This window comes from Streptomyces sp. HUAS 31 (assembly GCF_028198125.1).
GTDB lineage: Bacteria > Actinomycetota > Actinomycetes > Streptomycetales > Streptomycetaceae > Streptomyces > Streptomyces chartreusis.
The window spans coordinates 2,403,301-2,427,654 of the sequence record NZ_CP116353.1; the positions used below are offsets into that span (position 1 = coordinate 2,403,301).

Annotated in this window: 22 protein-coding genes; 11 read left to right on the forward strand and 11 right to left on the reverse strand. The window is 70.8% G+C overall.

Translation table 11 applies throughout. The features are described from left to right. Window positions 1-30: 30 nt before the first annotated feature. The 5 genes from PGH47_RS10585 to PGH47_RS10605 all read right to left on the reverse strand — a co-directional run bounded on the left by PGH47_RS10585 (window position 31) and on the right by PGH47_RS10605 (window position 7,150). Window positions 31-1,032 (reverse strand): TerC/Alx family metal homeostasis membrane protein, encoded by a 1,002-nt coding sequence (locus PGH47_RS10585; RefSeq protein WP_030967239.1) that lies wholly within the window; start codon window positions 1,030-1,032, stop codon window positions 31-33. A gap of 225 nt (window positions 1,033-1,257) precedes the next feature. Beyond that, entirely contained in the window at window positions 1,258-3,261 is a 2,004-nt protein-coding gene (locus tag PGH47_RS10590; protein ID WP_271663208.1) for a TerD family protein, read from the reverse strand. Window positions 3,262-3,318: 57 nt separating this feature from the next. After that, window positions 3,319-3,897 carry a TerD family protein gene (locus PGH47_RS10595; protein WP_107907157.1) on the reverse strand — a complete coding sequence of 193 codons (579 nt, stop codon included), beginning with the start codon at window positions 3,895-3,897 and terminating at the stop codon, window positions 3,319-3,321. 198 nt (window positions 3,898-4,095) lie between these two features. Continuing rightward, complete coding sequence (gene uvrB / locus PGH47_RS10600; RefSeq protein WP_269643950.1) at window positions 4,096-6,243, reverse strand: excinuclease ABC subunit UvrB; 2,148 nt, start codon at window positions 6,241-6,243, stop codon at window positions 4,096-4,098. Between the two features lie 40 nt (window positions 6,244-6,283). Continuing rightward, window positions 6,284-7,150 carry an MHYT domain-containing protein gene (locus tag PGH47_RS10605; protein WP_030952787.1) on the reverse strand — a complete coding sequence of 289 codons (867 nt, stop codon included), beginning with the start codon at window positions 7,148-7,150 and terminating at the stop codon, window positions 6,284-6,286. Window positions 7,151-7,428: 278 nt separating this feature from the next. Between PGH47_RS10605 and PGH47_RS10610 the strand changes: the two genes are divergently transcribed. From PGH47_RS10610 to fdhA, 4 genes are all read left to right on the forward strand, one after another. Then, the gene (locus PGH47_RS10610; RefSeq protein ID WP_271663209.1) at window positions 7,429-8,298 is read left to right on the forward strand and encodes a glycerophosphodiester phosphodiesterase; all 870 of its coding nucleotides are present in this window, start codon (window positions 7,429-7,431) and stop codon (window positions 8,296-8,298) included. A 57-nt stretch (window positions 8,299-8,355) separates the two neighbouring features. Continuing rightward, complete coding sequence (locus PGH47_RS10615; RefSeq protein WP_271663210.1) at window positions 8,356-8,910, forward strand: methylated-DNA--[protein]-cysteine S-methyltransferase; 555 nt, start codon at window positions 8,356-8,358, stop codon at window positions 8,908-8,910. A 154-nt stretch (window positions 8,911-9,064) separates the two neighbouring features. Then, a complete protein-coding gene (locus tag PGH47_RS10620; protein ID WP_271663211.1) occupies window positions 9,065-10,351 on the forward strand; it encodes an MFS transporter in 1,287 nt (428 codons plus the stop codon). Window positions 10,352-10,512: 161 nt separating this feature from the next. Continuing rightward, complete coding sequence (gene fdhA / locus PGH47_RS10625) at window positions 10,513-11,739, forward strand: formaldehyde dehydrogenase, glutathione-independent (RefSeq protein ID WP_271663212.1); 1,227 nt, start codon at window positions 10,513-10,515, stop codon at window positions 11,737-11,739. Between the two features lie 64 nt (window positions 11,740-11,803). Here fdhA and PGH47_RS10630 read toward each other — a convergent pair whose 3' ends face one another. Then, window positions 11,804-12,232 (reverse strand): VOC family protein, encoded by a 429-nt coding sequence (locus tag PGH47_RS10630; protein WP_271663213.1) that lies wholly within the window; start codon window positions 12,230-12,232, stop codon window positions 11,804-11,806. A 100-nt stretch (window positions 12,233-12,332) separates the two neighbouring features. Here PGH47_RS10630 and PGH47_RS10635 point away from each other — a divergent pair, with 100 nt between their 5' ends. Further along, the gene (locus tag PGH47_RS10635) at window positions 12,333-13,241 is read left to right on the forward strand and encodes a pseudouridine-5'-phosphate glycosidase (RefSeq protein ID WP_271663214.1); all 909 of its coding nucleotides are present in this window, start codon (window positions 12,333-12,335) and stop codon (window positions 13,239-13,241) included. Further along, window positions 13,226-14,182 carry a carbohydrate kinase family protein gene (locus PGH47_RS10640; protein ID WP_443048609.1) on the forward strand — a complete coding sequence of 319 codons (957 nt, stop codon included), beginning with the start codon at window positions 13,226-13,228 and terminating at the stop codon, window positions 14,180-14,182. Before PGH47_RS10635 ends, PGH47_RS10640 begins: the two co-directional genes overlap by 16 nt. A gap of 128 nt (window positions 14,183-14,310) precedes the next feature. Here the strand turns inward: PGH47_RS10640 and PGH47_RS10645 are convergent, their stop codons facing one another. Continuing rightward, window positions 14,311-15,105, reverse strand: a complete 795-nt coding sequence (locus tag PGH47_RS10645; protein WP_271663216.1) for a methyltransferase — start codon at window positions 15,103-15,105, stop codon at window positions 14,311-14,313. Window positions 15,106-15,505: 400 nt separating this feature from the next. On the opposite strand from PGH47_RS10645, the gene PGH47_RS10650 reads away from it, so the two are divergent. Further along, complete coding sequence (locus PGH47_RS10650) at window positions 15,506-16,633, forward strand: magnesium and cobalt transport protein CorA (protein ID WP_271663217.1); 1,128 nt, start codon at window positions 15,506-15,508, stop codon at window positions 16,631-16,633. Between the two features lie 142 nt (window positions 16,634-16,775). Here PGH47_RS10650 and PGH47_RS10655 read toward each other — a convergent pair whose 3' ends face one another. From PGH47_RS10655 to PGH47_RS10665, 3 genes are all read right to left on the reverse strand, one after another. Continuing rightward, window positions 16,776-17,213: a CBS domain-containing protein gene (locus PGH47_RS10655; RefSeq protein ID WP_271663218.1), complete on the reverse strand. Its 438-nt coding sequence runs from the start codon at window positions 17,211-17,213 to the stop codon at window positions 16,776-16,778. Between the two features lie 134 nt (window positions 17,214-17,347). Continuing rightward, window positions 17,348-17,761: a PPOX class F420-dependent oxidoreductase gene (locus PGH47_RS10660; protein WP_271663219.1), complete on the reverse strand. Its 414-nt coding sequence runs from the start codon at window positions 17,759-17,761 to the stop codon at window positions 17,348-17,350. A gap of 55 nt (window positions 17,762-17,816) precedes the next feature. Next, the gene (locus tag PGH47_RS10665) at window positions 17,817-18,449 is read right to left on the reverse strand and encodes a uridine kinase (protein ID WP_271663220.1); all 633 of its coding nucleotides are present in this window, start codon (window positions 18,447-18,449) and stop codon (window positions 17,817-17,819) included. A gap of 229 nt (window positions 18,450-18,678) precedes the next feature. On the opposite strand from PGH47_RS10665, the gene PGH47_RS10670 reads away from it, so the two are divergent. The 3 genes from PGH47_RS10670 to PGH47_RS10680 all read left to right on the forward strand — a co-directional run bounded on the left by PGH47_RS10670 (window position 18,679) and on the right by PGH47_RS10680 (window position 21,956). Further along, window positions 18,679-19,374: a DUF2293 domain-containing protein gene (locus PGH47_RS10670; protein WP_271663221.1), complete on the forward strand. Its 696-nt coding sequence runs from the start codon at window positions 18,679-18,681 to the stop codon at window positions 19,372-19,374. A gap of 469 nt (window positions 19,375-19,843) precedes the next feature. Next, window positions 19,844-20,323 (forward strand): anthrone oxygenase family protein, encoded by a 480-nt coding sequence (locus PGH47_RS10675; RefSeq protein WP_271663222.1) that lies wholly within the window; start codon window positions 19,844-19,846, stop codon window positions 20,321-20,323. Window positions 20,324-20,468: 145 nt separating this feature from the next. Then, entirely contained in the window at window positions 20,469-21,956 is a 1,488-nt protein-coding gene (locus tag PGH47_RS10680) for a glutamate synthase subunit beta (RefSeq protein WP_271663223.1), read from the forward strand. Between the two features lie 303 nt (window positions 21,957-22,259). Here PGH47_RS10680 and PGH47_RS10685 read toward each other — a convergent pair whose 3' ends face one another. After that, window positions 22,260-22,781, reverse strand: coding sequence for a carboxymuconolactone decarboxylase family protein (locus PGH47_RS10685; RefSeq protein WP_271663224.1), 522 nt, complete (start codon window positions 22,779-22,781; stop codon window positions 22,260-22,262). A gap of 47 nt (window positions 22,782-22,828) precedes the next feature. Here PGH47_RS10685 and pdxR point away from each other — a divergent pair, with 47 nt between their 5' ends. Continuing rightward, window positions 22,829-24,310, forward strand: a complete 1,482-nt coding sequence (gene pdxR, locus PGH47_RS10690; RefSeq protein ID WP_271663225.1) for a MocR-like pyridoxine biosynthesis transcription factor PdxR — start codon at window positions 22,829-22,831, stop codon at window positions 24,308-24,310. Window positions 24,311-24,354: the final 44 nt, after the last annotated feature.

Here is a 24,354-nt window from a genome sequence, read left to right on the forward strand (position 1 = left end):
CGGTGATGGTTCTTCCTACGTCCGACATGGTCAGACGTCGATGCTGTCCTTCGGAGCGCCATCGCTCCGCTCCTGCGCCGCCTCGGCCGCCGCCTGCTTCTTGGAGGCCCTCAGGCTGGTGATCGTGGTGACGATCAGGACCGAGCAGATCACGCCGAGCGAGACCGGAATGCTGATCTCGGGGACATGGACCCCGGACTCGTGCAGTGCGTGCAGCACCAGCTTCACACCGATGAAGCCGAGGATGATCGACAGGCCGTAGCTCAGGTGGACCAGCTTCTTCAGCAGTCCGCCGATGAGGAAGTACAGCTGTCGCAGACCCATCAGCGCGAACGCGTTGGCCGTGAACACGATGTACGGGTCCTGCGTCAGGCCGAAGATCGCCGGGATGGAGTCCAGGGCGAAGAGCACGTCCGTCGTGCCGATCGCGAGCATCACGACCAGCATCGGGGTCATGACCCGCTTGCCGTTCTCCCGGATCCACAGCTTGGTGCCGTGGTAGCGGTCGGCGACACCGAACCTGCGCTCGGCCGCCTTCAGCAGCTTGTTCTCCTCGAACTCCTCTTCCTCGTCGCCGGACCGGGCCTCCTGGATGAGCTTCCAGGCGGTCCAGATCAAGAAGGCGCCGAAGATGTAGAACACCCACGCGAAGCTCGCGAGGATCGCGGCGCCGGCGGCGATGAATATCGCTCGCAGCACCAGGGCGATGAGGACACCGACCAGCAGCACTCGTTGCTGGTACTGGGACGGCACGGCGAACTTCGCCATGATCAGAACGAAGACGAAGAGGTTGTCGACGCTCAGCGACTTCTCGGTGATGAAGCCGGCGAAGAACTCACCACCGGCCTGTCCGCCGCCGAAGATCAGCAGGCCGAGCCCGAAGAGGCCCGCCAGCGCGATCCAGACGACCGTCCAGATTCCGGCTTCCTTGATTGATACGTCGTGCGGCTTTCGGCCGATGAAGAAATCGACCGCGATCAGGGCGGCAAGGCCCACGATGGTCAAGACCCATAGGGTCGTGGAAACTTCCACTGCGCCTCCGGCAGTACGTAACGGCAGATGTCAGCGTCGTCGCGCGCCGGAGGTCTCTTCCACCCACGATGGGCCGACGCCCCGGGATCTGGCCGGATCCGTATTGACGGGTACGTCGCAGCAGACAGGGAGTACTCCCCTCCGTGCGACAAACAGTACCCCAATCACCAAGGAAAGGTAAAGCGATTGGCAAAAGAAGTATCAAGTTGGCTGGTCAGGAGCCTTTTACCAGTGCTTGGCCCGGGCTGCCGCGACCTGTGTGAGCACCTGCTGGAGGACCTGGCTGCCGGGCGGCACGAGCGAGGGCTCGTAGGTCCAGGCATGCCCCACCCACGGGTCGGCGAGGTGGTCGTCGGCCACCGGCGTCAGACGCAGCAGGGCACGCCACAGCGGGTCGAGCAGCGGGCCGTAGCCGGCCGCCTCCTCGCGGTCCGCGACCATCATGAGGTGCACGCCGACAGCGGGGCCCTCGTCCGCGAGGTAGCGCAGCTGGTTCACGGCCCGGTCGTCGAAGCCGTGCGGGAAGTCGTTGACGATCAGCAGTTGCTGGGAGGTGTCGAAGCCGGGCGGCAGGGAGTCGGGCGCACCGGCGCGCAGTGCCATCTGCACCAGGTCGACGCGCTGTGTGAGGCGCGCGAGGACGTCCGCGACTCCGGCCGCGCCCACGGCGGGCGGAGCCGCGAGCACACCGGTCTGCACCAGGGGTGCGAGCGCCTGGGCGCCCGAACCGGCCGGGTCGATGACGTGCACGGTGAACTCACCGGCCGGGTAGACGGCGAGCAGCCGGGCCGCGTGCGCCACCGCCGTCTCCATCGCGAGGCGGCTCAGGTCGTGGGAGTCGTGGAAGGAGCCGTCGAGCGAACCGCTGCGTCCGCTGTCGATCCACAGGCCGCGCTCCAGCGGCAGCCGGACCAGCATCGGGATGCGCAGCTCGGCGCTCTCGGGCAGGTGGAGCTCACCCAGGCGCAGGGCCATGGGGATCTCCATCGGTACGCGGTAGCCGTGCCAGACCGGGTTGTCCCAGCGGGCGTAGGCGGGCGGCAGCGCGGGCTCGACGACCTGGGACTCCGCGCTGAGCTGGGCGAGGTCCCGGTCGAGCGTCGCCCTGGCCTGGTTGACGAGCTGTGAGTGCTTGGCCTGGGCCGCCTCACGGGCGGCGTCGCCCTGTCCGCCGATCCGGCTGCGCGGGTCCGACAGGACCTGGTCGAGTTCCTTCTCCATGCGCGATTCGGCGAAGTCGACCGCGCTGCGATAGGCGGCGGTGGTGCGGGCGAGGTCCTCGAACATGCCCCACACCTGGTTGTACAGCCGCTCCTCCATGGACCAGCCGGTGGCGTCGCCCGCGACGGGCTGCGCGGGCTGGCCGGGCTGGGCCGGGGGCGCGGTCGGCGGGGGCGGCGGCGGAGCCGCGTTCTGCCGGCGCGGGTGGCTGTAGTCGATGGGTCCGCCGGACGTGGGGGCGGACGGCTGGGTGGGGTCGGTGGTGCCGTACGGAGAGTTCGGCGGAGGCGTCGGCTGGCCGGGCGTCTGGTTGCCGTAGGGCGAAGTCGGCTGCGGTGCCGTGGCACCGGAGGTGCCCTGCTGTGCCTGGCCGGACTGGTCCGGGCCGACGGCGGGTGCGGCGGCCTGCCGGGAACGGTCGCCGTCCGGGCGCGGCGGCGCCGGGATCGAGCGGGCGACGCCCTGGGCCACCGCGTCGTTGATGCCGCCGGCGAGCTGGTGGGCCTGGGCCAGGCCCTGGTCGTTGAAGAGGTCGGCGAGGCCACCGGCGTACCCCTGGCCGATGGCGCGCACCTTCCAGGCGCCCTGGCGGCGGTAGAGCTCCAGGGCGACGACGGCGGACTCGGACTCCAGGCCGGCGACGGTGTAGCTGGCGACCTCGGCGCCGTCGAGGCCGGTGACCGCGAGGAACGGGGCGGGGACGGCGCCGAAGCTGGTCGGACCCCCGACCCCGGTCGGCAGGGCGAGCAGCACACTGACACGGTGGACGGCTTCCGGCATGGCGTCCAGGTCCACCGCGAGGCGATGGTCGGCGGCCGCCTGCCGGGAGACCTCCAGGCCGGGCAGGGTCGGGGCGCCCGGGTGGGCCACCCATTCGACGCCGTGGATCCTGCCCTGCTCGTCGCCGAGTGCGGCGGCGGCCACGATCGGCGTGCCGGCCGAGACCCGGATCTCCAGACGGGCCTGGGAGAGCGGGTGGTTCTGCCCCCGCACCAGCTCGGCCGTCATGCCTTCGTCCCCCTGTGTCAGTTGTCGTGTGCCGCCCGCCGGGCCGCCTTGCGTGTCTTACAGGTGCGGCAGGATCGCCGGCATCAGGTCCTGGAAGGTACGGCCGTTGGCCGGGGTGCCGAGGGCCGTCATCGCCCAGCCCGGACCCGAGCGGTGCACCTTCGCCATGATCTGGGCCGTGTAGGCGCCGCCACCCGCGAGCGTGTAGCGGGCGAGCTCCTGGCCGTTGGTCTCGTCGACCAGGCGGCAGAACGCGTTCTGCACCTCCTGGAAGGTCTGGCCCGTGAAGGAGTTCACGGTGAAGACGATCTGGTCGATGTGGACCGGGATTCGGGCGAGGTCGACGAGGATCGCCTCGTCGTCGCCGCCCTGGCCGACACCGCCGACGAGGTTGTCGCCGGTGTGGCGCACCGAGCCGTCGTCGCTCACCAGGTGGCGGAAGAAGACGACGTCGACCGGCTGCTTGTCCGCGAACAGGACGGCCGAGGCGTCGAGGTCGACCTCCCGCGTGCGCGAGCCGAACAGGCCGCGCCGGGGAGCCGCCTGCCAGCCGAGACCCATGCGCACCGCGGTCAGGCTGCCTCCGTCGTTCTTCTGCAGACTGATTGCCTGACCCTTGGTCATGTTGACGGTCACGTGCTGATTCCCCTCTCGAGCTGTCCCCTGTTGGCCGCGGAGTCCGCGGATGACGAGAACCCTACGCAGGGGCACTGACAGTGACGTACCCCGGTCCCCACTTTGTGTCGGTCTTGCAACACAGCGAGTACGGAAAGCCGCTGGACGGCCGTTCGGGCGGCGCCGGTGCCGTGCTGCGGACCGGCGTCATGGGCCCCGTCAGGCCAGTCCCGCCTCCTTCATCTGCCGCAGTTCCTTCTTCATCTCGGACACCTCGTCGCGCAGTCGTGCCGCGATCTCGAACTGGAGGTCTGCCGCGGCTGCGCGCATACGCTCCGTCAACTCCTCGATCTGCTCGGCGAGTTCCGCCGCCGGCCGGTCGGTCGGCACCGTCTCCTTGGCCTTGCCCTTGGCGGACTTGGCCGACTTCGCGCCCTTGGCCGCCTTGTCGCCGAGGGAGGGCACTGGGGCCTTTGTGCCCCGGCCGTCCTTCTTCGCGCGGTAGCCGGTGCCGAGCAGCTGCTCGGTGTCGACGTCCTCGCGGGCGATCTGCGCGACGATGTCGTTGATCTTCTTGCGCAGCGGCTGCGGGTCGATGCCGTTCGCCTTGTTGTACGCGACCTGCTTCTCCCGGCGGCGGTTGGTCTCGTCGATGGCCTTCTCCATCGCCGGGGTGATCTTGTCGGCGTACATGTGGACCTGGCCGGAGACGTTGCGCGCCGCGCGGCCGATGGTCTGGATGAGGGAGGTCCCGGAGCGCAGGAAGCCCTCCTTGTCGGCGTCGAGGATCGCGACCAGGGAGACCTCGGGCAGGTCGAGGCCCTCGCGCAGCAGGTTGATGCCGACCAGGACGTCGAACTCGCCGGCGCGCAGCTCTCTCAGCAGCTCGACACGACGCAGGGTGTCCACGTCGCTGTGGAGGTAGCGCACATGGATGCCGAGCTCCAGGAAGTAGTCCGTGAGGTCCTCGGCCATCTTCTTGGTGAGGGTGGTGACCAGGACCCGCTCGTCCTTCTCGACGCGCGTACGGATCTCGTGCACCAGGTCGTCGATCTGGCCCTCGGTCGGCTTGACGACGACCTCCGGGTCGATGAGGCCGGTGGGGCGGATGATCTGCTCGACCTGGCCGTCGCCGCGGGACAGCTCGTAGTTGCCGGGGGTCGCCGAGAGGTAGACGGTCTGCCCGATGCGCCCCTGGAACTCCTCCCACTTCAGGGGGCGGTTGTCGAGGGCGGAGGGCAGGCGGAAGCCGTGGTCGACCAGGGTGCGCTTGCGGGAGGCGTCGCCCTCGTACATGGCCCCGATCTGCGGCACCGTCACATGCGACTCGTCGATGACGAGCAGGAAGTCCTCGGGGAAGTAGTCGAGCAGGGTGTTCGGCGCGGAGCCGGGCGAGCGGCCGTCGAAGTGCATCGAGTAGTTCTCGACGCCGGAGCAGGAGCCGATCTGGCGGAGCATCTCGAGGTCGTAGGTCGTGCGCATCCGCAGTCGCTGGGCCTCCAGGAGCTTGCCCTGCTTCTCCAGTTCGGCGAGGCGCTCGCCGAGCTCCTTCTCGATGTCGTTGACGGCCCGTTCCATGCGCTCGGGGCCGGCGACGTAGTGGGAGGCCGGGAACACGTACAGCTGCTCGTCGTCGCTGATGATCTCGCCGGTCAGCGGGTGCAGGGTGGACAGGGCCTCGATCTCGTCGCCGAACATCTCGATGCGGACGGCGAGCTCCTCGTAGACCGGGAAGATCTCGATGGTGTCGCCGCGCACGCGGAAGGTGCCGCGGGTGAAGGCGAGGTCGTTGCGCGTGTACTGGATGTCCACGAAGCGGCGCAGCAGCTGGTCCCGGTCGATCTCCTCGCCGACCTTGAGGGGGACCATGCGGTCCACGTACTCCTGCGGTGTACCGAGGCCGTAGATGCAGGAGACCGAGGCGACCACGATGACGTCACGGCGGGTGAGCAGCGAGTTCGTCGCCGAGTGGCGCAGGCGCTCGACCTCCTCGTTGATCGAGGAGTCCTTCTCGATGTAGGTGTCCGACTGCGGGACGTAGGCCTCGGGCTGGTAGTAGTCGTAGTACGAGACGAAGTACTCGACGGCGTTGTTCGGCAGGAGCTCGCGGAACTCGTTCGCCAGCTGGGCGGCGAGCGTCTTGTTCGGTGCCATCACCAGGGTGGGCCGCTGGAGCTTCTCGATCATCCACGCGGTGGTCGCGGACTTGCCTGTGCCGGTCGCGCCGAGCAGGACGACGTCCTTCTCGCCGGCTTCGATGCGCCGGGCGAGCTCGGCGATGGCCGTCGGCTGGTCGCCGCTGGGCTGGTAGGGGCTGACGACCTCGAAAGGCGCCACCGTGCGTTCGATGCTGGAAACGGGCCGCATGGGATCCACCGTACGACCCCCCACTGACAACGCGGTCCGATCAGTGGTTCTGCGGGGTCCTGGAGCCTCGGGTTCCGGCGGTGCGGCGGGTGCGCAGCGTGGCGCGGCGGACCTGGTGCGGGACGGTGGGGTGGGCCGGGACGCCCGGCTTGTCCACGACGGGGGCCTCGGTCGGACGCCCCATGATCATCTTCGGGTCGAACAGCACGACGGCGCCCGCGAGGAGCAGGAAGGCGAGCGGGCCGACCAGCATCGGGGCGAGCAGGGCGGCGGGTGAGTCGCCCCCGGCGGGCGCGCCCGTGCCATGGAGGTGGACGTTGAGGGCGGCCATGCCGGTGTAGTGCATGCCGCTGACGGCGAGGCCCATGACGAGGCTCGCGCCGACGCTCCACATGAGCCCTCTGACCTGCCCGGCGGCCCACAGGGCGGCGGTCGCGGCGCCCATGGCTATGACGACGGAGACGGCCACGGTGAAGGTGTTGTACTCCAGCTTTCCGTCGAGCCGCATGCCGGCCATACCCAGGTAGTGCATCGACGCTATTCCGAGGCCGGTGATGGTGCCGCCGGTGAACAGGGCCGCGCCTCTGGCGCCTCTGTAGCCGACTATGAAGATCCCGACACCGACCATGACGACGGCGACTGCGAGGCTCGCGAACGTCATGGCCTTGTCGTAGTGGATCGGCGTCTCCTTGACGGTGAAGCCCATCATGGCGACGAAGTGCATCGTCCATATGCCGGAGCCGATGGCCGCCGATCCCAGGGCGAGCCAGCCGGGGCGCCAGGAGCGCGAGACGAGCATCGATCTGGTGGTGCAGCGCAGGCCGAGCGCACCGCCGAGGCAGGCCATGAGGTAAGCCACCAGAGGTGTGACGAGTCCGTAGCTGAATCCGTCGATGGTGCCCTGCATACGCGGCTGCCCTTCCCGCCCTTTTACGTCCCGGAACTCCGTGAAATGCGCCCCCTCCCAGGACCGCCCGAACGGTCAGGGTTGAGGCTGAGGGTAACCCCCACCGGAATGGTCGAACGATTTTCCGGCAAACAAACACGGCCTTGCCCCAGTTGTGCCGCACGAGTGAGCGAGCACAGGCAACTCCATTCAATCTGTGGTCATTCTGTACTCCTCCGCCGTTGACCCTCTGCTGTCACAGTTGAGCTGTTCGTGATCGTCCGAAGCGAGGAGTACGCATGCACGCGCGCGCTGTAGCCGCCACGACGACCGCACTCCTGGGAACAGCCACGCTGCTCGTCCCCGCCCCTCAAGCCCGGGCCGGTTCGGCCCAGCCAACGGTCATCGCCCACCGGGGAGCCTCCGCCTACGCCCCCGAGAACACGCTGGAAGCCGTCGACAAGGCCGCCGAGCTGGGCATCGACTGGGTCGAGAACGACGTCCAGCGCACCAAGGACGGAGAGCTGGTCGTCGTCCACGACGACAACCTCCGGCGGACGACGGACGCGGAGGAGGTCTTCCCCGACCGCGCGCCCTGGAAGGTGAAGGACTTCACGGCTGCCGAGATCGCCCGGCTGGACGCGGGCAGCTGGTTCGGCCCCGCGTATGCGGACGCGCGCGTGCCGACACTGAAGCAGTACATGGGCCGTGTGGAGCTGCACCACCAGAAACTGCTGCTGGAGATCAAGAACCCTGAGCTGTACCCGGGCATCGAGCAGGAGACCCTCAAGGCGCTGGACAACGAGGGGTGGCTCGACGGGCCCCACCTGGAGGGCAGGCTGATCGTGCAGAGCTTCAGTGCCGACAGTGTGCGCACCGTCCACGAGCTGAAGCCCGCTGTGAAGACCGGTCTGCTGGGGACCCCTGCCGTGGCGGACCTGGACGGTTACGCGGCCTTCACAGATCAGATCAACCCCGACTACGGCTCCGTCTCCCCGGGTTACGTCGCCTCCGTCCACGCTGTAGCGGGCGCGCACGGCAAGCCGTTGGAGGTCTTCACCTGGACGGTGAACGACGCCGGCACCGCACAGTTGGTCGCCGGGTACGGCGTCGACGGCATCATCACGAACACTCCCGACGTGGTGCGGGACGCCCTGCCCGCGAGCTGAGGCTCGCACGGCGCCCGCTCCCGGGGCGTTGTCAGTGGTGGGCCGTACGGTGGGCGCATGGACAGCCATGGGCAGTACGAGCAGCAGGCCGTGTGGGCCGTCGTCGGTTCCGACATCGGGCCGCTGATGCTGGCCGCGACCCGCGACGGCCTGGTCAGCGTCGTCTTCCACGCCACGCCGAAGGTGCGCGACACGATGCTCGACCGGCTGGCGTCCCGGCTGGGCGTCGAGCCGGTCGAGGCACCCGACTCCCCACTGCTGTCCGAGGCGATACGCCAGATGGAGCAGTACTTCGCGGGTACGCGACGGGACTTCGAGCTGCCGCTGGACTGGTCGTTGATCTCCGGTTTCAACCGGCAGGTGCTCCGTGAGCTGGCGACGGGTGTCCCGTTCGGCACTGTCGTGGGGTACGGCGACCTGGCGGGGCGGGTCGGGCAGCCGGGCGCGGCCCAGGCCGTGGGGGTGGCGATGGGCGCCAATCCGCTGCCGGTCGTCGTGCCCTGTCACCGGGTCGTGGAGAGCGACGGCGGCATCGGCGGGTTCGGGGGCGGTCTGGAGACCAAGCGGAAGCTGCTGGCGCTGGAGGGCGTACTGCCGGAGCCCCTGTTCTGACGACTCCCCCGCTGTTTCGCGGGGTGGGCAGGCGAGAGCAGAGGGGGGAGACTGCGCCTGTGACGACACCTTTCACCCACATGTACGCGGCCGGTCCGGTGTGCTGTCCCCGGCGGCCGGCCGTTCGGAGGCGTCGTAGCGCCGGGTGCCCGGCGTGACCGCCGTCGAGCGTCAGGTCGTCTTGTCGGTCCCGGCCGACCGGCTGCCGGCCCTGCGGCGACGTATCTCGGCCGTGCTGATCACGACGCAGATCCTGGGCGGGCTGGGCGTCGCCACCGGCATCGCGCTCGCGGCCGTGCTGGCCAAGGAGGTCAGCGGCACCGAGTCGTTGTCCGGGCTCGCGCCCACGGCCACCGTCGCCGGCACCGCGGTGCTGTCGATGCCGCTGGCCGCGCTGATGACCGCACGCGGCCGCCGTCCCGGGCTCGTCCTGGCGTATCTCATCGGTGCCGTGGGCGCCGCCGTCACGGTGGTCGCGGCCCGCGTCGGGAGCTTTCCGCTGCTGCTGTGCGGGATGGCCGCGTTCGGCGCGGCGTCGTCGGCGAACCTCCAGGCGCGGTTCGCCGCGGCGGATCTCGCCGAGCCGGACCGGCGGGCACGGGCGATCTCGCTGGTCGTGTGGGCGACCACCATCGGGGCTGTCCTCGGCCCGAACATAGCCGCGCCCGCCGGGCGCAGTGTCACGGGCCTCGGGATACCGGCGACGGCGGGTCCGTTCCTGTGGGCGGCCGGGATCTTCCTGATATCCGCGCTGGTGGTGGCCGTACTGCTGCGGCCGGACCCGCTGCTGACGGCGCGTGCGCTCGCGCCGGCCGAGGAAGGGTCGCCCGCGGCTCGTTCGCTGCGCGCGGGCATGGCCGCCGTGGCCGCCTCGCCGCGGGCGCGGCTCGCGGTGGTGTCGGTGGCCGTGGCGCACACGGCGATGGTGTCCGTGATGTCGATGACCCCGGTCGCCCTGGCTCATCACGGCGCGGGGATCGATCTGATCGGCCTGGTCATCAGCGGGCACATCGCGGGCATGTACGCGTTCGCGCCGCTCATGGGGCGGTTGTCGGACCGGCTGGGGCGACTGTCCGGGATCGGGCTCTGCGTGGGGCTGCTGGCGTGTGCGGTGTTCCTGGCCGGCACCGCGGGCGGCAGTCACGGGCAGACGGCCGTCGGGCTGTTCGTGCTGGGCCTCGGCTGGTCGGCGGGGCTCGTCTCCGGCTCCGCGCTGCTCACGGACTCGGTGCCGCAGCCCGCGCGGGCGGCCGCGCAGGGCCTTTCCGACCTCGTGATGAACGCGTCCGCCGGCATCGGCGGAGCGGTTGCGGGTCTCGTGGTCGCCAAGGCGAGTTACGGCTGGCTCAATCTCACGGCCGCGTGCCTGCTGCTCCCGCTGGCCGCGTTGGCGCTGTTCACGCGGGGCAGATGGGCGAAGGAAGTTCCTGCGGCCGACTGACGTTCCGTCCCGCTCCACCGGGGAGGCCGGAGGCCTGGTCTCCGGTTGTCACGCGGAGGGTGGCCGGACCGGGGCACCGGTAGCAGACTCCGCCGTGCGCACAGCCGCTGGCATCCGACTGGCATCCGGAAGACACGGAGCCGAAGGGACGGCGATCACGCATGAGCGGAAACAGGGCAGTGGCGTATCTCAAGCCGGGCACGGTCGAAGTCAGGACCATCGACCATCCGACGCTCGAGCTTCAGGACGGACCGGGAGTCGCCCGCGACAACATCGGCCGCAAGTGCCGGCACGGGGTGATCCTCAAGGTCCTCGCGAGCAACATCTGTGGCAGTGACCAGCACACGGTGCGCGGGCGTACGACCGCGCCGGAAGGGCTGGTCCTCGGACACGAGATCACCGGAGAGGTCGTCGAACGGGGGCCGGACGTCGAGACCATCGACGTGGGCGACATCGTCTCCGTACCGTTCAACATCGCCTGCGGGCGGTGTCGTAACTGCAAGGAGCGCAAGACCGGCATCTGTCTGAACGTCAACCCGGCCCGGCCGGGAGCGGCGTACGGCTATGTCGACATGGGCGGCTGGGTCGGCGGGCAGGCCGAGTTCGCGATGATCCCGTACGCGGACTTCAATCTGCTGAAGTTCCCCGACCGGGACCAGGCGCGCGCGAAGCTACTCGATCTGACGATGCTGTCGGACATCTTCCCGACCGGCTTCCACGGTGTGGTCACCTCGGGTGCGGGTGTCGGCTCGACGGTGTACGTCGCCGGGGCGGGCCCGGTCGGGCTCGCGGCGGCCGCCTCGGCGCATCTGCTGGGGGCCGCCGTCGTCATCGTCGGCGATCTGAACGCCGAGCGTCTGGCCCAGGCGCGGAGCTTCGGCTGCGAGACCGTCGACGTCTCTGAGGGCGATGTGGGCGAGCAGATCGCCCAGATCCTCGGGGAGCCCGAGGTGGACGCCGCCGTCGACGCGGTCGGCTTCGAGGCGCGGGGCCACGGCCCGGACGCCGAGGAGGCGCCCGCGACGGTCCTGAACTCGCTGATGGGCGTCACGCGCGCGGGCGGTGCCCTCGGCATCCCCGGCCTGTACGTCACGGCCGACCCCGGCGGGATCGACGAGGACGCGAAGTCCGGGACGCTGAAGGTGCGGCTCGGCCTCGGCTGGGCCAAGAGCCACCGGTTCACGACCGGGCAGTGCCCGGTGATGCAGTACCACCGGGGCCTGATGATGGCGATCCTGCACGAGCGGGTGCAGATCGCCAAGGCGGTCAACGCGACCGTGATCGGCATCGAGGACGCACCGCGGGGCTACGCCGAGTTCGACCAGGGCGCCAGCCGCAAGTACGTGCTGAATCCGCACGGCGCGCTGGACGGGCTCCAGCCGGTCTGACGTCATCGACGCGGGCAGCTGCCTGGGAGGGGGCCACGCGTGCGTGGCCCCCTCTCGCGGCTTGTCAGTCGTAGTGCCGGGCCTCGAAGACGTTGCCGTCGGGGTCACGGAAGTAGAAGCTGCGCGTGGCCTTTCCGCGGGCGCCGAAGGAGTCGCGGGCGATGTCCGACACCGGGGCGCCGTGCTCCTCCAGGCGGGCGCGCAGCGCGTCGAATTCGTCGCCGGGCAGCGCCACGCAGACGTGGTTGACCGGGTGCCCGGAGCTCTCGACGGAGCCCGGCAACATCTTCATCCGCTCCGCCATGGTGAGCGGCATGAGGTCGAGGATGGTCTCCTCGTTGAGACGTACGGAGGGGAACGGAACCGCCCCCGCGGAGAACTCCGAGAGCCTGACCGGCTCCATGCCGACCGCCTTCTCGAAGAAGTCGGCCGACGCCTCCGGGTCGCGCACCCAGAGGACGACATGGTCGAGACGTGCGATGTGGTCCTTCATGCAGCCAAGGCTGGTGTCGTCCGCCACAGGCCGCAAGGGGTTTGATCGGGCGCGGCGCCCGCCAGAGATGAGGGAGTACCGACAGACAGGAGGCAGGCGCGTGGTGCTGGTGGTGTCGGAAGAGGTACGGGAAGCGATTGACGCGCGTCGACCCGTGGTGGCCCTGGAGTCCACGATCATCGCGCACGGGCTGCCGCGCCCGCGCAATCTCCAGGTGGCGCTGGAGCTGGAGGACGTCGTACGGCGGGAGGGCGCTGTTCCGGCGACGATCGCCGTGCTGGACGGGCGCCCTCATGTCGGCCTGGCCAAGGACCAGCTGGAGCGGGTCGCGAACGAGGACGGGATCCGCAAGCTGGGGCACCGGGATCTGCCGCTCGCGGTGGCCGCCGGGGCGAGCGGGGCGACCACGGTGTCGGCGACGGCGCTGCTGGCGGCCCTCGCGGGCGTGCGGGTGTTCGCGACGGGCGGGCTCGGCGGCGTGCACCGGGAGTGGACGGTGACGCAGGACGAGTCGGCCGACCTGGGGCTGCTCGCACGTACCCGGATCACGGTGGTGTGCGCCGGGGTTAAGTCGATCCTGGACGTTCCGGCGACTCTGCAACGGCTGGAGACGCTGGGCGTCGCGGTGGCCGGCTATCGCACGGACCACTTCCCCGGCTTCTACCTCTCCGACTCGGGTCACCCCGTGGACTGGACGCTGCGGTCGCCGGAGGAGGCGGCGGAGGTGATGCGCGCTCAGGACGCGCTCGACGGGCCCGAGTCGGCATTGATCGTCGCCAACCCGGTACCGGAGACGGAGCAGTTGGATCCGGAGCTGCACGCGCGGGTGCTCGCCGACGCGCTGCACGCGTGCGAGGAGCAGGGCGTCACCGGTCAGGCGGTCACGCCGTTCCTGCTGGACTACTTGGTACGGCACACCGACGGCGCCTCGCTGAGCGCCAACCTGGCGGCGGTGCGCGGCAACGTACGGCTGGCGGGGCGGATCGCGGCGGCCTGGGCCGGGGCGTGAACGGGACGCCGTCCGGAGGTCCGGGCGCCTTGCACGCTCGGGACGGTGCGCTGCTGGTCGTCGGCGACGTGGTGACGGACGTCATCGCCCGCCACCAGGGGCCGCTCGCCTCCGGCACGGACACGGCCGCGGCCATCCGAACCGTGCCGGGCGGCGCGGGCGCCAATGTGGCCTGCTGGGCGGCGTATCGAGGCGGTCGCGAGGTACGGCTGCTGGGACGGGTGGGTGCCGACGCCGCCGAGTGGCACGAGCGGGAGTTGACCGCGAGCGGGGTGCGGCCCTGTCTCGTCGTCGATCCGCAGGCGCCGACCGGGACGGTGATCTGCCTGGTCGACACCGGTGCCGCAGCCGAGCGGACGTTCCTGACCGACAGCGGCGCGTCGCTGCGGCTGGAGCCGCGTGACTGGTCGGACGCGCTCCTCGACGGTGTCGCTTGGCTGCACCTGTCGGGCTACCTGCTGTTCTCCGCGCGGAGCCGCGCGCTGGTGACGGCGGCTCTCGCGTCCGCACGCGCGCGTGGACTGCCGGTGAGCCTGGATCCGGCGTCGGCCGGGTTCCTCGTGGAGCTGGGCGTCGACCGGTTCCTTGCGCTGGTGGAGGGCGTGGACGTCCTGCTGCCCAGCCGTGACGAGGCGTGCCTGCTCACGGGGTTGCCGGACGCTGCTGACGCGGCCGCCAAGTTGAGCCGCCATGTGCCGCTGGTCGTCACCAAGCAGGGCGCGGACGGCGCGCTGGTGGCCCGGTCGGGCACGGTCACCGCCCACGTCCCCGCCGTGCCGGCCACGCCGAAGGACACCACCGGGGCGGGCGACGCCTTCACCGGTGCGTTCCTCGCCGCCCTGCTCACCGGTGCCGCTCCGGAGGAGGCGGCCGGGGAGGGGTGCCGGGCGGGGGCGCTGGCGGTGGAACGGGTGGGCGGGAGGCCGCCGGGGGTCGGGTGACGGCACCGACGGGCCGGGGTGCGCAAGCCGTTGACCAGGGCTTGCGTCCACGCCAGCAGGCCGGAGTGCGCGAGCCGTTGACCAGGGCTTGCGTCCACGCCGGCGGACCGGAGTACACGAGCCGTTGGCTACGGCTTGCGTCCCCACGCCGAGATCAGTGGGGCCGTGGCCAGGTCCATCCTGCCGGAGGCGACGTTCGCGAGGTGGCGGTCGATGTCCTGATCCGTGGCGATGCCGCCTGAGACCAGCTGGTCGCGGATCTGGCGGACCGTGGCGGACTCCAGGGCGGCGCACGCGGGCGAGGTGATCGGGAAGTACGCGTCGGCCGTCACCTGACGCAGTCCCGCCTCGCGGAGCAGACGCGGGAGCCTGCGGCCGTAGGAGAGGTCGGCGCCGCGGTCGGCGAGGAGCTTGCGGAAGCCCTGGCGCAGCCGGTTGGCCAGCTGCTGCTCGGGGCCGTACTCGTCGGGGCAGATGAGGGGCTGGAGGGCAGGGTCGGCGTCCTCGATCAGGAGCCGCCCGCCGGGGCGCAGGGACTCGATCATCGAGCGCAACGCCCGTTCCCGGTCGGGCACATGGACGAGGACGAGCCGGGCGTGCACCAGGTCGAACCCCTCCCCCGGCGGTTCGTCGACGCTCACGTCGTGGACGCGGACCTCCACGGGCGGCCGGGCGTCGGAGGAGAGTTGCGAGGTGTCGATGTCGGTCGCGACGATCTTGCCGGTCGGGCCGACCTTCTTGGCCATCCAGGACACCACGGACGTGCCGCCTGCGCCGACCTCCCAGCAGCGCCAGCCGGCTCCGATGCCGAATCCTTCGATGTGCCGAAAGGTCGTGGGGTCGAAGAGGGTGGCGAAGGCGTCGAAACGTTCGCCCGCCTCGGTCTGCCGGTTGTCGAGGAGATACCCGTCGTTTCGCGTCATGCCGCGATCATTCCAGTTGCCCGGCTCGTCTCGACGGGGCGACGCGGCGCCTACGACGAGATGGCGGACGCCGGGGCCGAGCGGGGCGGGATTCGGAGCCGGTGGCATGCGGGGCGGCATGCGGGTCGACATGACGGGGGAATCGGTGGGCAGGGGTTCAGACTCCCAGCGGAACGGTTCATCCGGTCCGGCGGCGGAATGGTTCATCCAGTTCGGCAGCGGGACGGTGCATCCAGCCCGGCAAAGGCTGCGTCCTACCTGGGTGGGCTGGTTGTCCACAGGCAGGAACTAAGCGGAATCAGTGATTCCCACAGGCTTACCCGGCGCTCACCACCGACTGGCAAACTGGCACGCCAAGGCGCAGAGATGCGGCGCGAGGGATCCACGCAAGGAGATCCGGATGTCCATGGCAGGGAATCTGCGGAAGGTCACGGGCCTAGACAGGGTCGGCGGCCTGCGCAAGGTGGCACGGCTGGCTCGACGACGCCCCCGCGTCGACCTCAGCCACCCCGCCAGGTCCCCGCTGGGCTCCTCCGTGGTGAACTGCGTGGCCTATCGGGACGGCGCCCGGATCCCGGAGACCGGTGATCTGGTCGACGTGGTGCAGAGAGTGCGCAAGCGCGGCGGCGGATTCGTCTGGCTCGGTCTGCACGAGCCGACGGACCGGGAGTTCGCCGGCATCGCCGAACTCTTCGACCTGCACCCGCTGGCGGTCGAGGACGCGGTCGAGGCGCATCAGCGGCCGAAGCTGGAGCGCTACGACGAGACGCTGTTCGCGGTGTTCAAGACCGTCTGCTACGTCGAGCACGAGCAGCTCACGGCGACGAGCGAGGTGGTGAACACCGGCGAGATCATGGTGTTCGTCGGCCGGGACTTCGTGATCACGGTGCGCCATGGCCGGCACGGCTCGCTGGGGCCGTTGCGCGAGGAGCTGGAGTCCGATCCCGAGCAGCTCGCAAAGGGCCCGGCGGCGGTGCTGCACGCCATCGCGGACCATGTGGTCGACGACTACCTGAGCGTCACCGACTCGGTGCAGGAGGACATCGACGAGGTCGAGACGGACGTGTTCGCGGAGAACGGCGCGCGGGCCGACCCGGGGCGGATCTACCAGCTCAAGCGGGAGCTACTGGAGCTGAAGCGGGCCGTGGTTCCACTCAGCCGACCGCTGGAGGAGCTGGCCACGGGTCCCATACGGGTGGTCGAGCCGGAGATACAGGCCTACTTCCGTGATGTCTCCGACCATCTGCTGCGGGCCAAGGAACAGATATTCGCCTTCGACGAGTTGCTGAACTCGATCCTTCAGGCGCACCTGGCACAGGTCACCGTCGCGCAGAACGAGGACATGCGGAAGATCACCGCCTGGGCCGCGATCATCGCCATCCCGACGATGGTGTGCGGGGTCTACGGCATGAACTTCGACTACATGCCGGAACTGCGTTGGACGTTCGGTTATCCGCTGGTCATCGGCGTGATATCCGCCGCGTGCGTGGTGCTGTACCGGGGCTTCCGGCGCAACGGGTGGCTCTGACGCGGCGAACGCCGGTCACCGACCGGGTGACGCTCTCGAACTCCCACGCGTCCTCGTCCGGCACGGCCGGCCGAACGAGGACGACCCGTGGAGTGAGGGGCGTTCACCGAAGCGGCGAGTGCGTTCTCAGTGCCTCGTCGGGTCAACGTGTCCTGGGCGCCGCGCTCATGGCATAGACGCTCTCGGCCCATGGGCCGATCTCGTCCTCCGGCAGGCTCCTGGCCAGATCGGACTCGCTGATCATGCCGACGAGGCGCTTGTTCTCGATGACGGGGAGCCGTCGGATCTGGTGATCCTTCATCTCCCGGAGCACGTCGCTGATGTCGGCGCTCGCGTCGATCCAGCGCGGGGTGCCCTGTGCCATCTCGCCGGCGGTGACCTTGCTCGGGTCGTGGCCCACGGCCACGCAGCCGATGACGATGTCGCGGTCGGTGAGGATGCCGCAGAGCCGTTCGTTCTGATCGCTGATGGGCAGGGCTCCGACACCCAGCTCACGCATCAGCTGGGCGGCACGGTCCAGGGTCTCGTGGGTCGGGATCCACTGGGCGCCTCGGTGCATGATGTCTCCGGCAGTGGTCATGGACTACCTCCCGATGCCGGACGGCCGGCGCGGCGCGGGACGCACCGCTAGTCCCGGCGCCCTTCATTCTCGCCGGGGCGTCCGGCCGATGCACCCGGAACCGAGCGGTAACGGCCATCGTCTGCGGGCGGCGATCAGGCCGAGAAGCGCACGAGTTTCCGCGGGACGACGCGGATGATCACGCGGGTCTCGTCGTCCTTCTCGGCGGGCGGGTCGATGCCGAGGTACTTGTGCGAGAGCTCGAACGGGAGCCGCTTGGCCCCGTCCGGGACGATCTCGGCGATGCCGCGGATCTCGACGGAGGAGTAGGGGTTGGCCAGGTCGTAGACGGAGACGCTGATGCGGGGGTCGCGGCGGAGGTTGCGCACCTTCTGGCGGGCGTCGACCGAGGAAAAGAGGACGGTGTCGCCCTCGCGCTTGATCCAGACCACCGAGTTCTGGGGAGCACCGTCGGGGCCGAGGGTGGCCACGCTGGCGAAGTTCTTGCCGTCCAGCAGGGCGCGGACGGAGTCGTCGAAGGAGACCGGATCACTCGCGGAGGTCGTCATGCCCCAAGGATATTTAGATGCACGTGCATGCTGAGGTGTTTTTGCGGATCCCGTCTCAGCCGCTCCACGCGGGGTGCCGTGGGTCGTCGGCACGCACGAGGACGTCGGCGGCGTTGGCCGGGTCGGTCTCACGGTCGTAGCGCTCGAATGCGGGGAGGGTCCAGTGCTCGGACTCGGGGGTGCGGCGGCGCAGGGCGCCGGGTGAGAGGAGGACGTGGACGGTCAGGTCGAAGGGGAACCAGTGGCGCAGCAGGAGGGGACCGTGCATCAACAGGAGTCCGCCGGGCGGGAGCTGGACATGGGGGCTGCGGGTGGCTCGGTCGATGGTCGGGTCCCACAGGTCGGGCAGGACACGGCCGTCGCCGCCGGGTTCGAGGGGGCCGAAGACCTCGCGCCACAGGGCGCCGGTGTCGACCCAGCCGTCGTAGTAGGCCTCGATGTCCCGGTGGCCGTACTCCAGGCGGACGGAGGCGGGGCGCAGGAAGCCCTCCGTGCCGACGGTGAGCGAGGGGCGGCCGCGTACGCGCAGCGCCTCGCCGACCCGCTCGGCGAGCTCGCCTGGACGGGCCGCCGGGGCACCGTCGAAGGCGACGCGCGGCCAAGGGCTGCCGTCGGCCGGCTCCAGATCGAGCAGCCGCTCGGCCAGGTGCTCGCCGAGCCGGTCCCACGTGATCGCTTCCAGTCGCACAGGGCCAATGATGCGGCAGGGGGTGGGTGGGGTGCGTTGCGGTGAGTGTCGGGGGCGAGGGAGGCAGGTACGGGTCCGGTGGGGTTGGAGGTAGAGCCGGCCGGGTGGACGAGCCCGGTCGGTGAGACGTCCCGCGTCAACCCGAGTGACGCGTCCGCAGCATCCCGAGCCGGTCCGCGGAGCCCGTCGGTGAGTTCCTCGGGCCCGGTCCGAGGGGAAGGAATTCGGTATGGCACCTCTCGCAACTCCCCCGCACCGCACCGGCCTTCTGGTGATTCAGCCTCTCAAGCGACGGCATTGCGGGGAGTGTCAGGCGGGGCCGTTGCAGATGCTCGTGCTGGAGGACGGGGCGCCGCGGTGTCTGGACTGTGCCGACCTCGGGCATCTGGTGTTCCTGCCGCGCGGCGACACGGCGTTGACGCGTCGGTCGCGGGAGGAGAGTGCGCTGTCGGCGGTGGTCGTGCGGTTCAACCGGCGCAGGAGTCGTTATGAGCGGCAGGGGGTTCTGGTCGAGGAGGCGGGGCTGGCCCGGGCCGAGGAGCGGTGCCTGGCGGACGCGGAGGCTCGGCGGCGGCGTCGGACGCGGGACGCGCGGCGCCGGGCTCGGGAGGACGTGCGGTTCGCGGAGGTGTTCGGGGCGGAGATACGGCGGCTGTTCCCGGGGTGTCCGGCGGACCGGGCGCGGAACATCGCCGGGCATGCGTCGGTGCGGGGCAGCGGGCGGGTGGGGCGGAGTGCGGCGGGGCGGGCGTTGACCGAGGTGGCGGTGACGTCGGCGGTCGTGGCGGCTGTGCGGCACACGGACACGCCGTACGACCAGTTGCTGATGAGCGGGGTACCGCGGCACGAGGCGCGGCGCCGGATCATGGCGATGGTGGAGACGACGTTGGGGGCGTGGCGGGCGGGGGTGTCCGAGGCCGGCTGATGGTTGAGCACCGTAATGCGCCACGGCTTCCCGGGACGCGGGAGTTCGCGTCGCCGGATGCTCCGGAGCTCTCGTCAGCGGGAGTTCGCCTCCCCCGACGCGCCGGAACTCTCGTCCCCGGCTCCGAAGCGCACGCTCCCGACCGCGGCGCCCCCGGGCCCTCGACGCCGAACGGACTCACGTCCCAGACGGCCCCCGAAGCCCGGCCCCGACACCGAGCGAACTCGCCGCCCCGGCCGCCCGAGGAACCCGCTCGGACCCCGCCGCCCCACCCCCAGCCGGCGCTCGCCATCACCCCCGCGACCTCGACACCCATCCTCACGACCTGGACACCCACCCCCTGGACGTTCGCGTATGCGGTCGCGTCGCTCGGCCATGGTCACTGAGGTCGTACAGGATTTCACTTGAGGTGACGGACGGGGCCGGGCAGGATCTCGGCGGGATGCGGGATGCGGGAGTTGAAGTTGACATGATCGATGGGCCGTACTTCGTACTGATCGTGATCGGTGTGGTCGGCACCGGCCTCGTGGCCGGGGTCTTCTGCGCCTTCTCGACCTTCGTGATGCGGGGGCTCGCCGCGCTGCCTCCCGCGCAGGGCGTGGCCGCGATGAAGGCGATCAATGTGACCGCGCTGATGCCGGCGTTCATGCTGGTGTTCATCGGGACGGCGGTGCTGTGCGCGGTGATCGCCGTGGTGACGTTCGTGCTCTGGCCGGACGAGGGGACGGTGGCGCTGCTGCTGGGCAGCGCGCTGTATCTGTTCGGCTCGTTCGGGGTGACCATGGTGGCGAACGTGCCTCGCAACGACGCGTTGATGAAGCTGGAGGCGGGCACGCAGGAGGCGGCCGACTACTGGCCGACGTACGTGCGGGAGTGGACGGTGTGGAACCACGTCCGGACGGTCGCCTCGGCCGCCGCGACGGTGTCGTTCGTGCTGGCCGTCAGCTGACGGAAACACCCCCGAGAAAGCGCTGTCCCTCCACTCTGCGCACGTGACCGGTGAGACGTATCGTTGCGGGAAGAGTGCCGCCCGATGACGCACGGCTCCACCCGCGTCACGCGCGCACGCGCACGCGCATGCGAGGAAGACGGCCATGGCCGATCCCAAGGGTTTCATGACCACCTCCCGTCAGGAGTGGCCGCGCCGGCCCGTCGATGAGCGGGTCGGGGACTGGGACGAGGTGTACGTCCCCGGGGCGCTGCTGCCGATCATCAGCAAGCAGGCCGATCGCTGCATGGACTGCGGCGTCCCGTTCTGTCACGAAGCCTGTCCGCTGGGGAATCTGATCCCCGAGTGGAACGACCTGGTGTCGCGGGAGGACTGGCGGGCGGCGGCGGATCGGCTGCACGCGACGAACAACTTCCCCGAGTTCACCGGGCGGTTGTGTCCGGCGCCGTGCGAGGCGGGGTGTGTGCTGGCGATCAATCAGCCGGCCGTCACCATCAAGAACGTCGAGTGCGCCATCGGCGACCGGGCGTGGGAGGAGGGGTTCGCTCCGCCCCGCCCGCCGGACCGGTTGTCGGGCCGGACGGTCGCGGTCGTCGGGTCGGGGCCCACGGGGCTCGCGGCGGCACAACAGCTGACCCGGGCCGGCCACACGGTCGCCGTGTACGAGAAGGACGACCGGATCGGCGGGCTGATGCGGTACGGCATCCCCGCATTCAAGATGGAGAAGCACCATCTGGAGCGACGGATCGAGCAGATGCGGGCCGAGGGGACGAAGTTCCGTACGTCGACGGCGGTCGGGCGGGACGTCGGGGCGGCCGAACTGCGGTCGCGTTACGACGCGGTGGTGATCGCGACCGGGGCCACGGCCTGGCGTGAACTGTCAGTGCCCGGCCGGGAGTTGAGCGGCATCGAGCAGGCGATGGAGTATCTGCCGCTGGCCAACCGGGTGTGCGAGGGGGATCTGGAGTCGTCTCCCATGTCCGCCGCCGGGAAGCATGTCGTCATCGTCGGCGGCGGGGACACCGGCGCCGACTGTCTGGGCACCGCCGTGCGCGAGGGTGCCGCGTCCGTGACCCAGTTGGACATCTACGCCCAGCCGGGCGCCGAGCGGGACGAGGACGTCGAGCCCTGGCCGACGTACCCGAAGATCTACCGGCTCTCGGCCGCGCACGAGGAGGCGCGCGAACTGGAGACCGCGCCGGCGGCGGACGCGGACGCGCGGCTGTTCGCGGCGTCCACGCTCCGCTTCGCCGGCGACGCCGACGGACACGTACGGTCACTGCACCTGGTCGAGGTGGACGCGCAGCGCCGCCAACTGCCGGACACCGGGCGGACGCTGCCGGCCGACCTGGTGCTGCTCGCCCTCGGCTTCTCCGGGCCGGACCGGACGGACGGGCTGATCGAGCAGTTGGGGCTGGAGATGGAGCCGCGCGGCACGATCACACGGGACGCCGGGTTCGCGACGAACGTCCCGGGTGTGTTCGCCGCCGGGGACGCCGCCCGGGGGCAGTCGCTGATCGTGTGGGCGATCGCCGAGGGACGGGCGGTGGCGGCGGCCGTCGATCACCACCTGACGGGGAGTTCGAGGCTGCCGGCACCGATCTCGCCGTACGACCGGCCGATGACCGTCTGACGCGGCGCCGCTCGACGGGGTACCGGGGCGGCGGCCAATGGGGCCGCTCACCGACGCCGCCTCGCCCCACCAGCCCCGCCACCTCACCTCCGCCCCACGAGCGCCATCCCACCAGCCCCGCCACCTCACCTCCGCCCCACGAGCGCCACCTCACCTCCGCCTCACAGCGCCACCTCACCAACGCCGCCCCACCAGCCCAGCCACCTCAGCCCAGCCCCACCAGCCCCGCCACCTCAGCCCCGCCTCACCAGCCCCGCCACCTCAGCCCCGCCTCACCAGCCCCGCCACCTCAGCCCCGCCACCTCAGCGCCGCTCGTCCGTCCCCGCCACCTTCCCCGTCGCCAGCGCCACCCTGTTCCAGGTGTTGATCGTCATGATCAGGGCCAGCACATGGGCCAGTTCGGAGTCGTCGAAGTGGGCGGCCGCCTGCGCGTACGCCTCGTCCGGGACGCCTCCGTCGGCGACCAGGGTGACGGCCTCCGTGAGGGCCAGGGCCGCCTGCTCGCGCTCGGTGAAGAAGTGGCGGGCCTCGCGCCAGACGGCGACCAGGTGCAGCCGGTCCTCGGTCTCACCGGCCTTGCGGGCGTCGTTGGTGTGCATGTGGAGGCAGTAGGCGCACTGATTGAGGAGCGAGGCGCGGATCTGGATCAGTTCGACGAGAGCCGGGTCGAGGCCCTCCCGGGCGGCTGCGTCGAAGCCGACGATCGCGCGGAAGACCTTCGGGGCGGACTTCGCGAAGTCCAGTCGGGTGCGGGCGGCCTCGGCCTCGGTGATGGCCCCGGCGATGTCGATACCGGTGCTGTTCTCGATCGTGTTCGTCGTCATGTGGACCAACCTACGGATCGAAAAGACCCACTGTAGGGTGCAATTCCATGGCGGAATCACGGGTCAATTCCTGGATGGACTCGGCGCGGCGGGTCGGCGCCGACCTGCATCTGGACCTCTCGGAGTCGTCCGGTCCCGGTGGTCGGCGGGCCGCACTGACCCGTACGCTGCGGGACGCCGTGCGCAGTGGGCGGCTCGCGCCGGGCACCCGGCTTCCGCCGTACCGTTCGCTCGCCGCCGACCTCGGGGTCGCCCGCAACACCGTGGCCGACGCGTACGCGGAACTGGTCGCCGAGGGCTGGCTCACGGCCCGGCAGGGCTCGGGGACGCGCGTGGCCGAGCGTGCCGAGCCCTTGCGGCGCGCCGAGCGGGTGCCGCGCAAGGCGCCGCCACGCGCGCGTGGCCCTCGGCACGACCTGCGGCAGGGCACGCCGGACGCGTCGGCGTTCCCGCGGGCGGCCTGGCTGGCCTCCTGCCGACGGGCGCTCCAGCAGGCGCCGAACGAGGTTTTCGGGCCGGGCGATCCCGCCGGGCGCATCGAATTGCGCGAGGCGCTCACCGAGTACCTGGCACGCGCGCGTGGCGTGCGCACCGAGCCGGACCGGATCGTCATCTGCTCCGGCTTCGCGCACGCCCTGCGCCTGCTGTTCGGCCAGGACCGGTCCGGAGGCGGCGGCGTGCTGCGCGGGCCGCTGGCCGTGGAGGCGTACGGGCTGGGCTTCCACCGGGAACTGCTCGCCGCCGCGGGCGTACGGACCGTACCGCTCCCCCTCGACGAGGACGGCGCGCGCGTGGACCGGCTGGCACGGGAGCGTGCGGTGCTGCTCACGCCCGCGCACCAGTTCCCGACCGGCGGCCCACTGCACCCCGAGCGCCGTGCCGCCGTGATCGACTGGGCACGCGCGCGTGGCGGCGTGATCCTGGAGGACGACTACGACGGCGAGTTCCGCTACGACCGCAAACCCGTCGGAGCCGTCCAGGGCCTGGATCCGGAGCGGGTGATCTTCATCGGCTCGGTCAGCAAGAGCCTGTCACCCGCGCTGCGGCTGGGGTGGATGGTGCTGCCGGAGCGGTACGTCGGCGACGTGCTCGCGGCCAAGGGCGAGCGCGAGGCGTGGGTGAGCGTCCTCGATCAGCTGAGCCTCGCCGACTTCATCGTCTCCGGGGCGTACGACCGTCATGTACGGCGCATGCGGCAGCGTTACCGGAGCCGCCGCGACCGCCTGGTGGCCGCGCTCGCCGAGCATGCGCCGCACGTCGAGGTGACGGGTGTCGCCGCCGGGCTCCACGCGGTGCTGCGGCTGCCGCCCGGCACCGAACGGTCCACCGTGAAGGCGGCCACCTGGCAGGGCGTCGCCCTGGACGGCCTCGCCGAGTTCCGGCACCCGGACGCGACCGAGGAGGAGACGCCGGCCCGCGACGGCATCGTCGTCGGCTGTGCCACGCCCTCGGAGCATGCCTACGGGGCGGCGCTGGAGGCGTTGTGCGGGGTACTGCCCCCTGCCGAGGAGCCGACACCGGGCGGATGAGAGGGCCGACCAGGCTCCCGATGGACCCGTCAGATCCTGCAGAG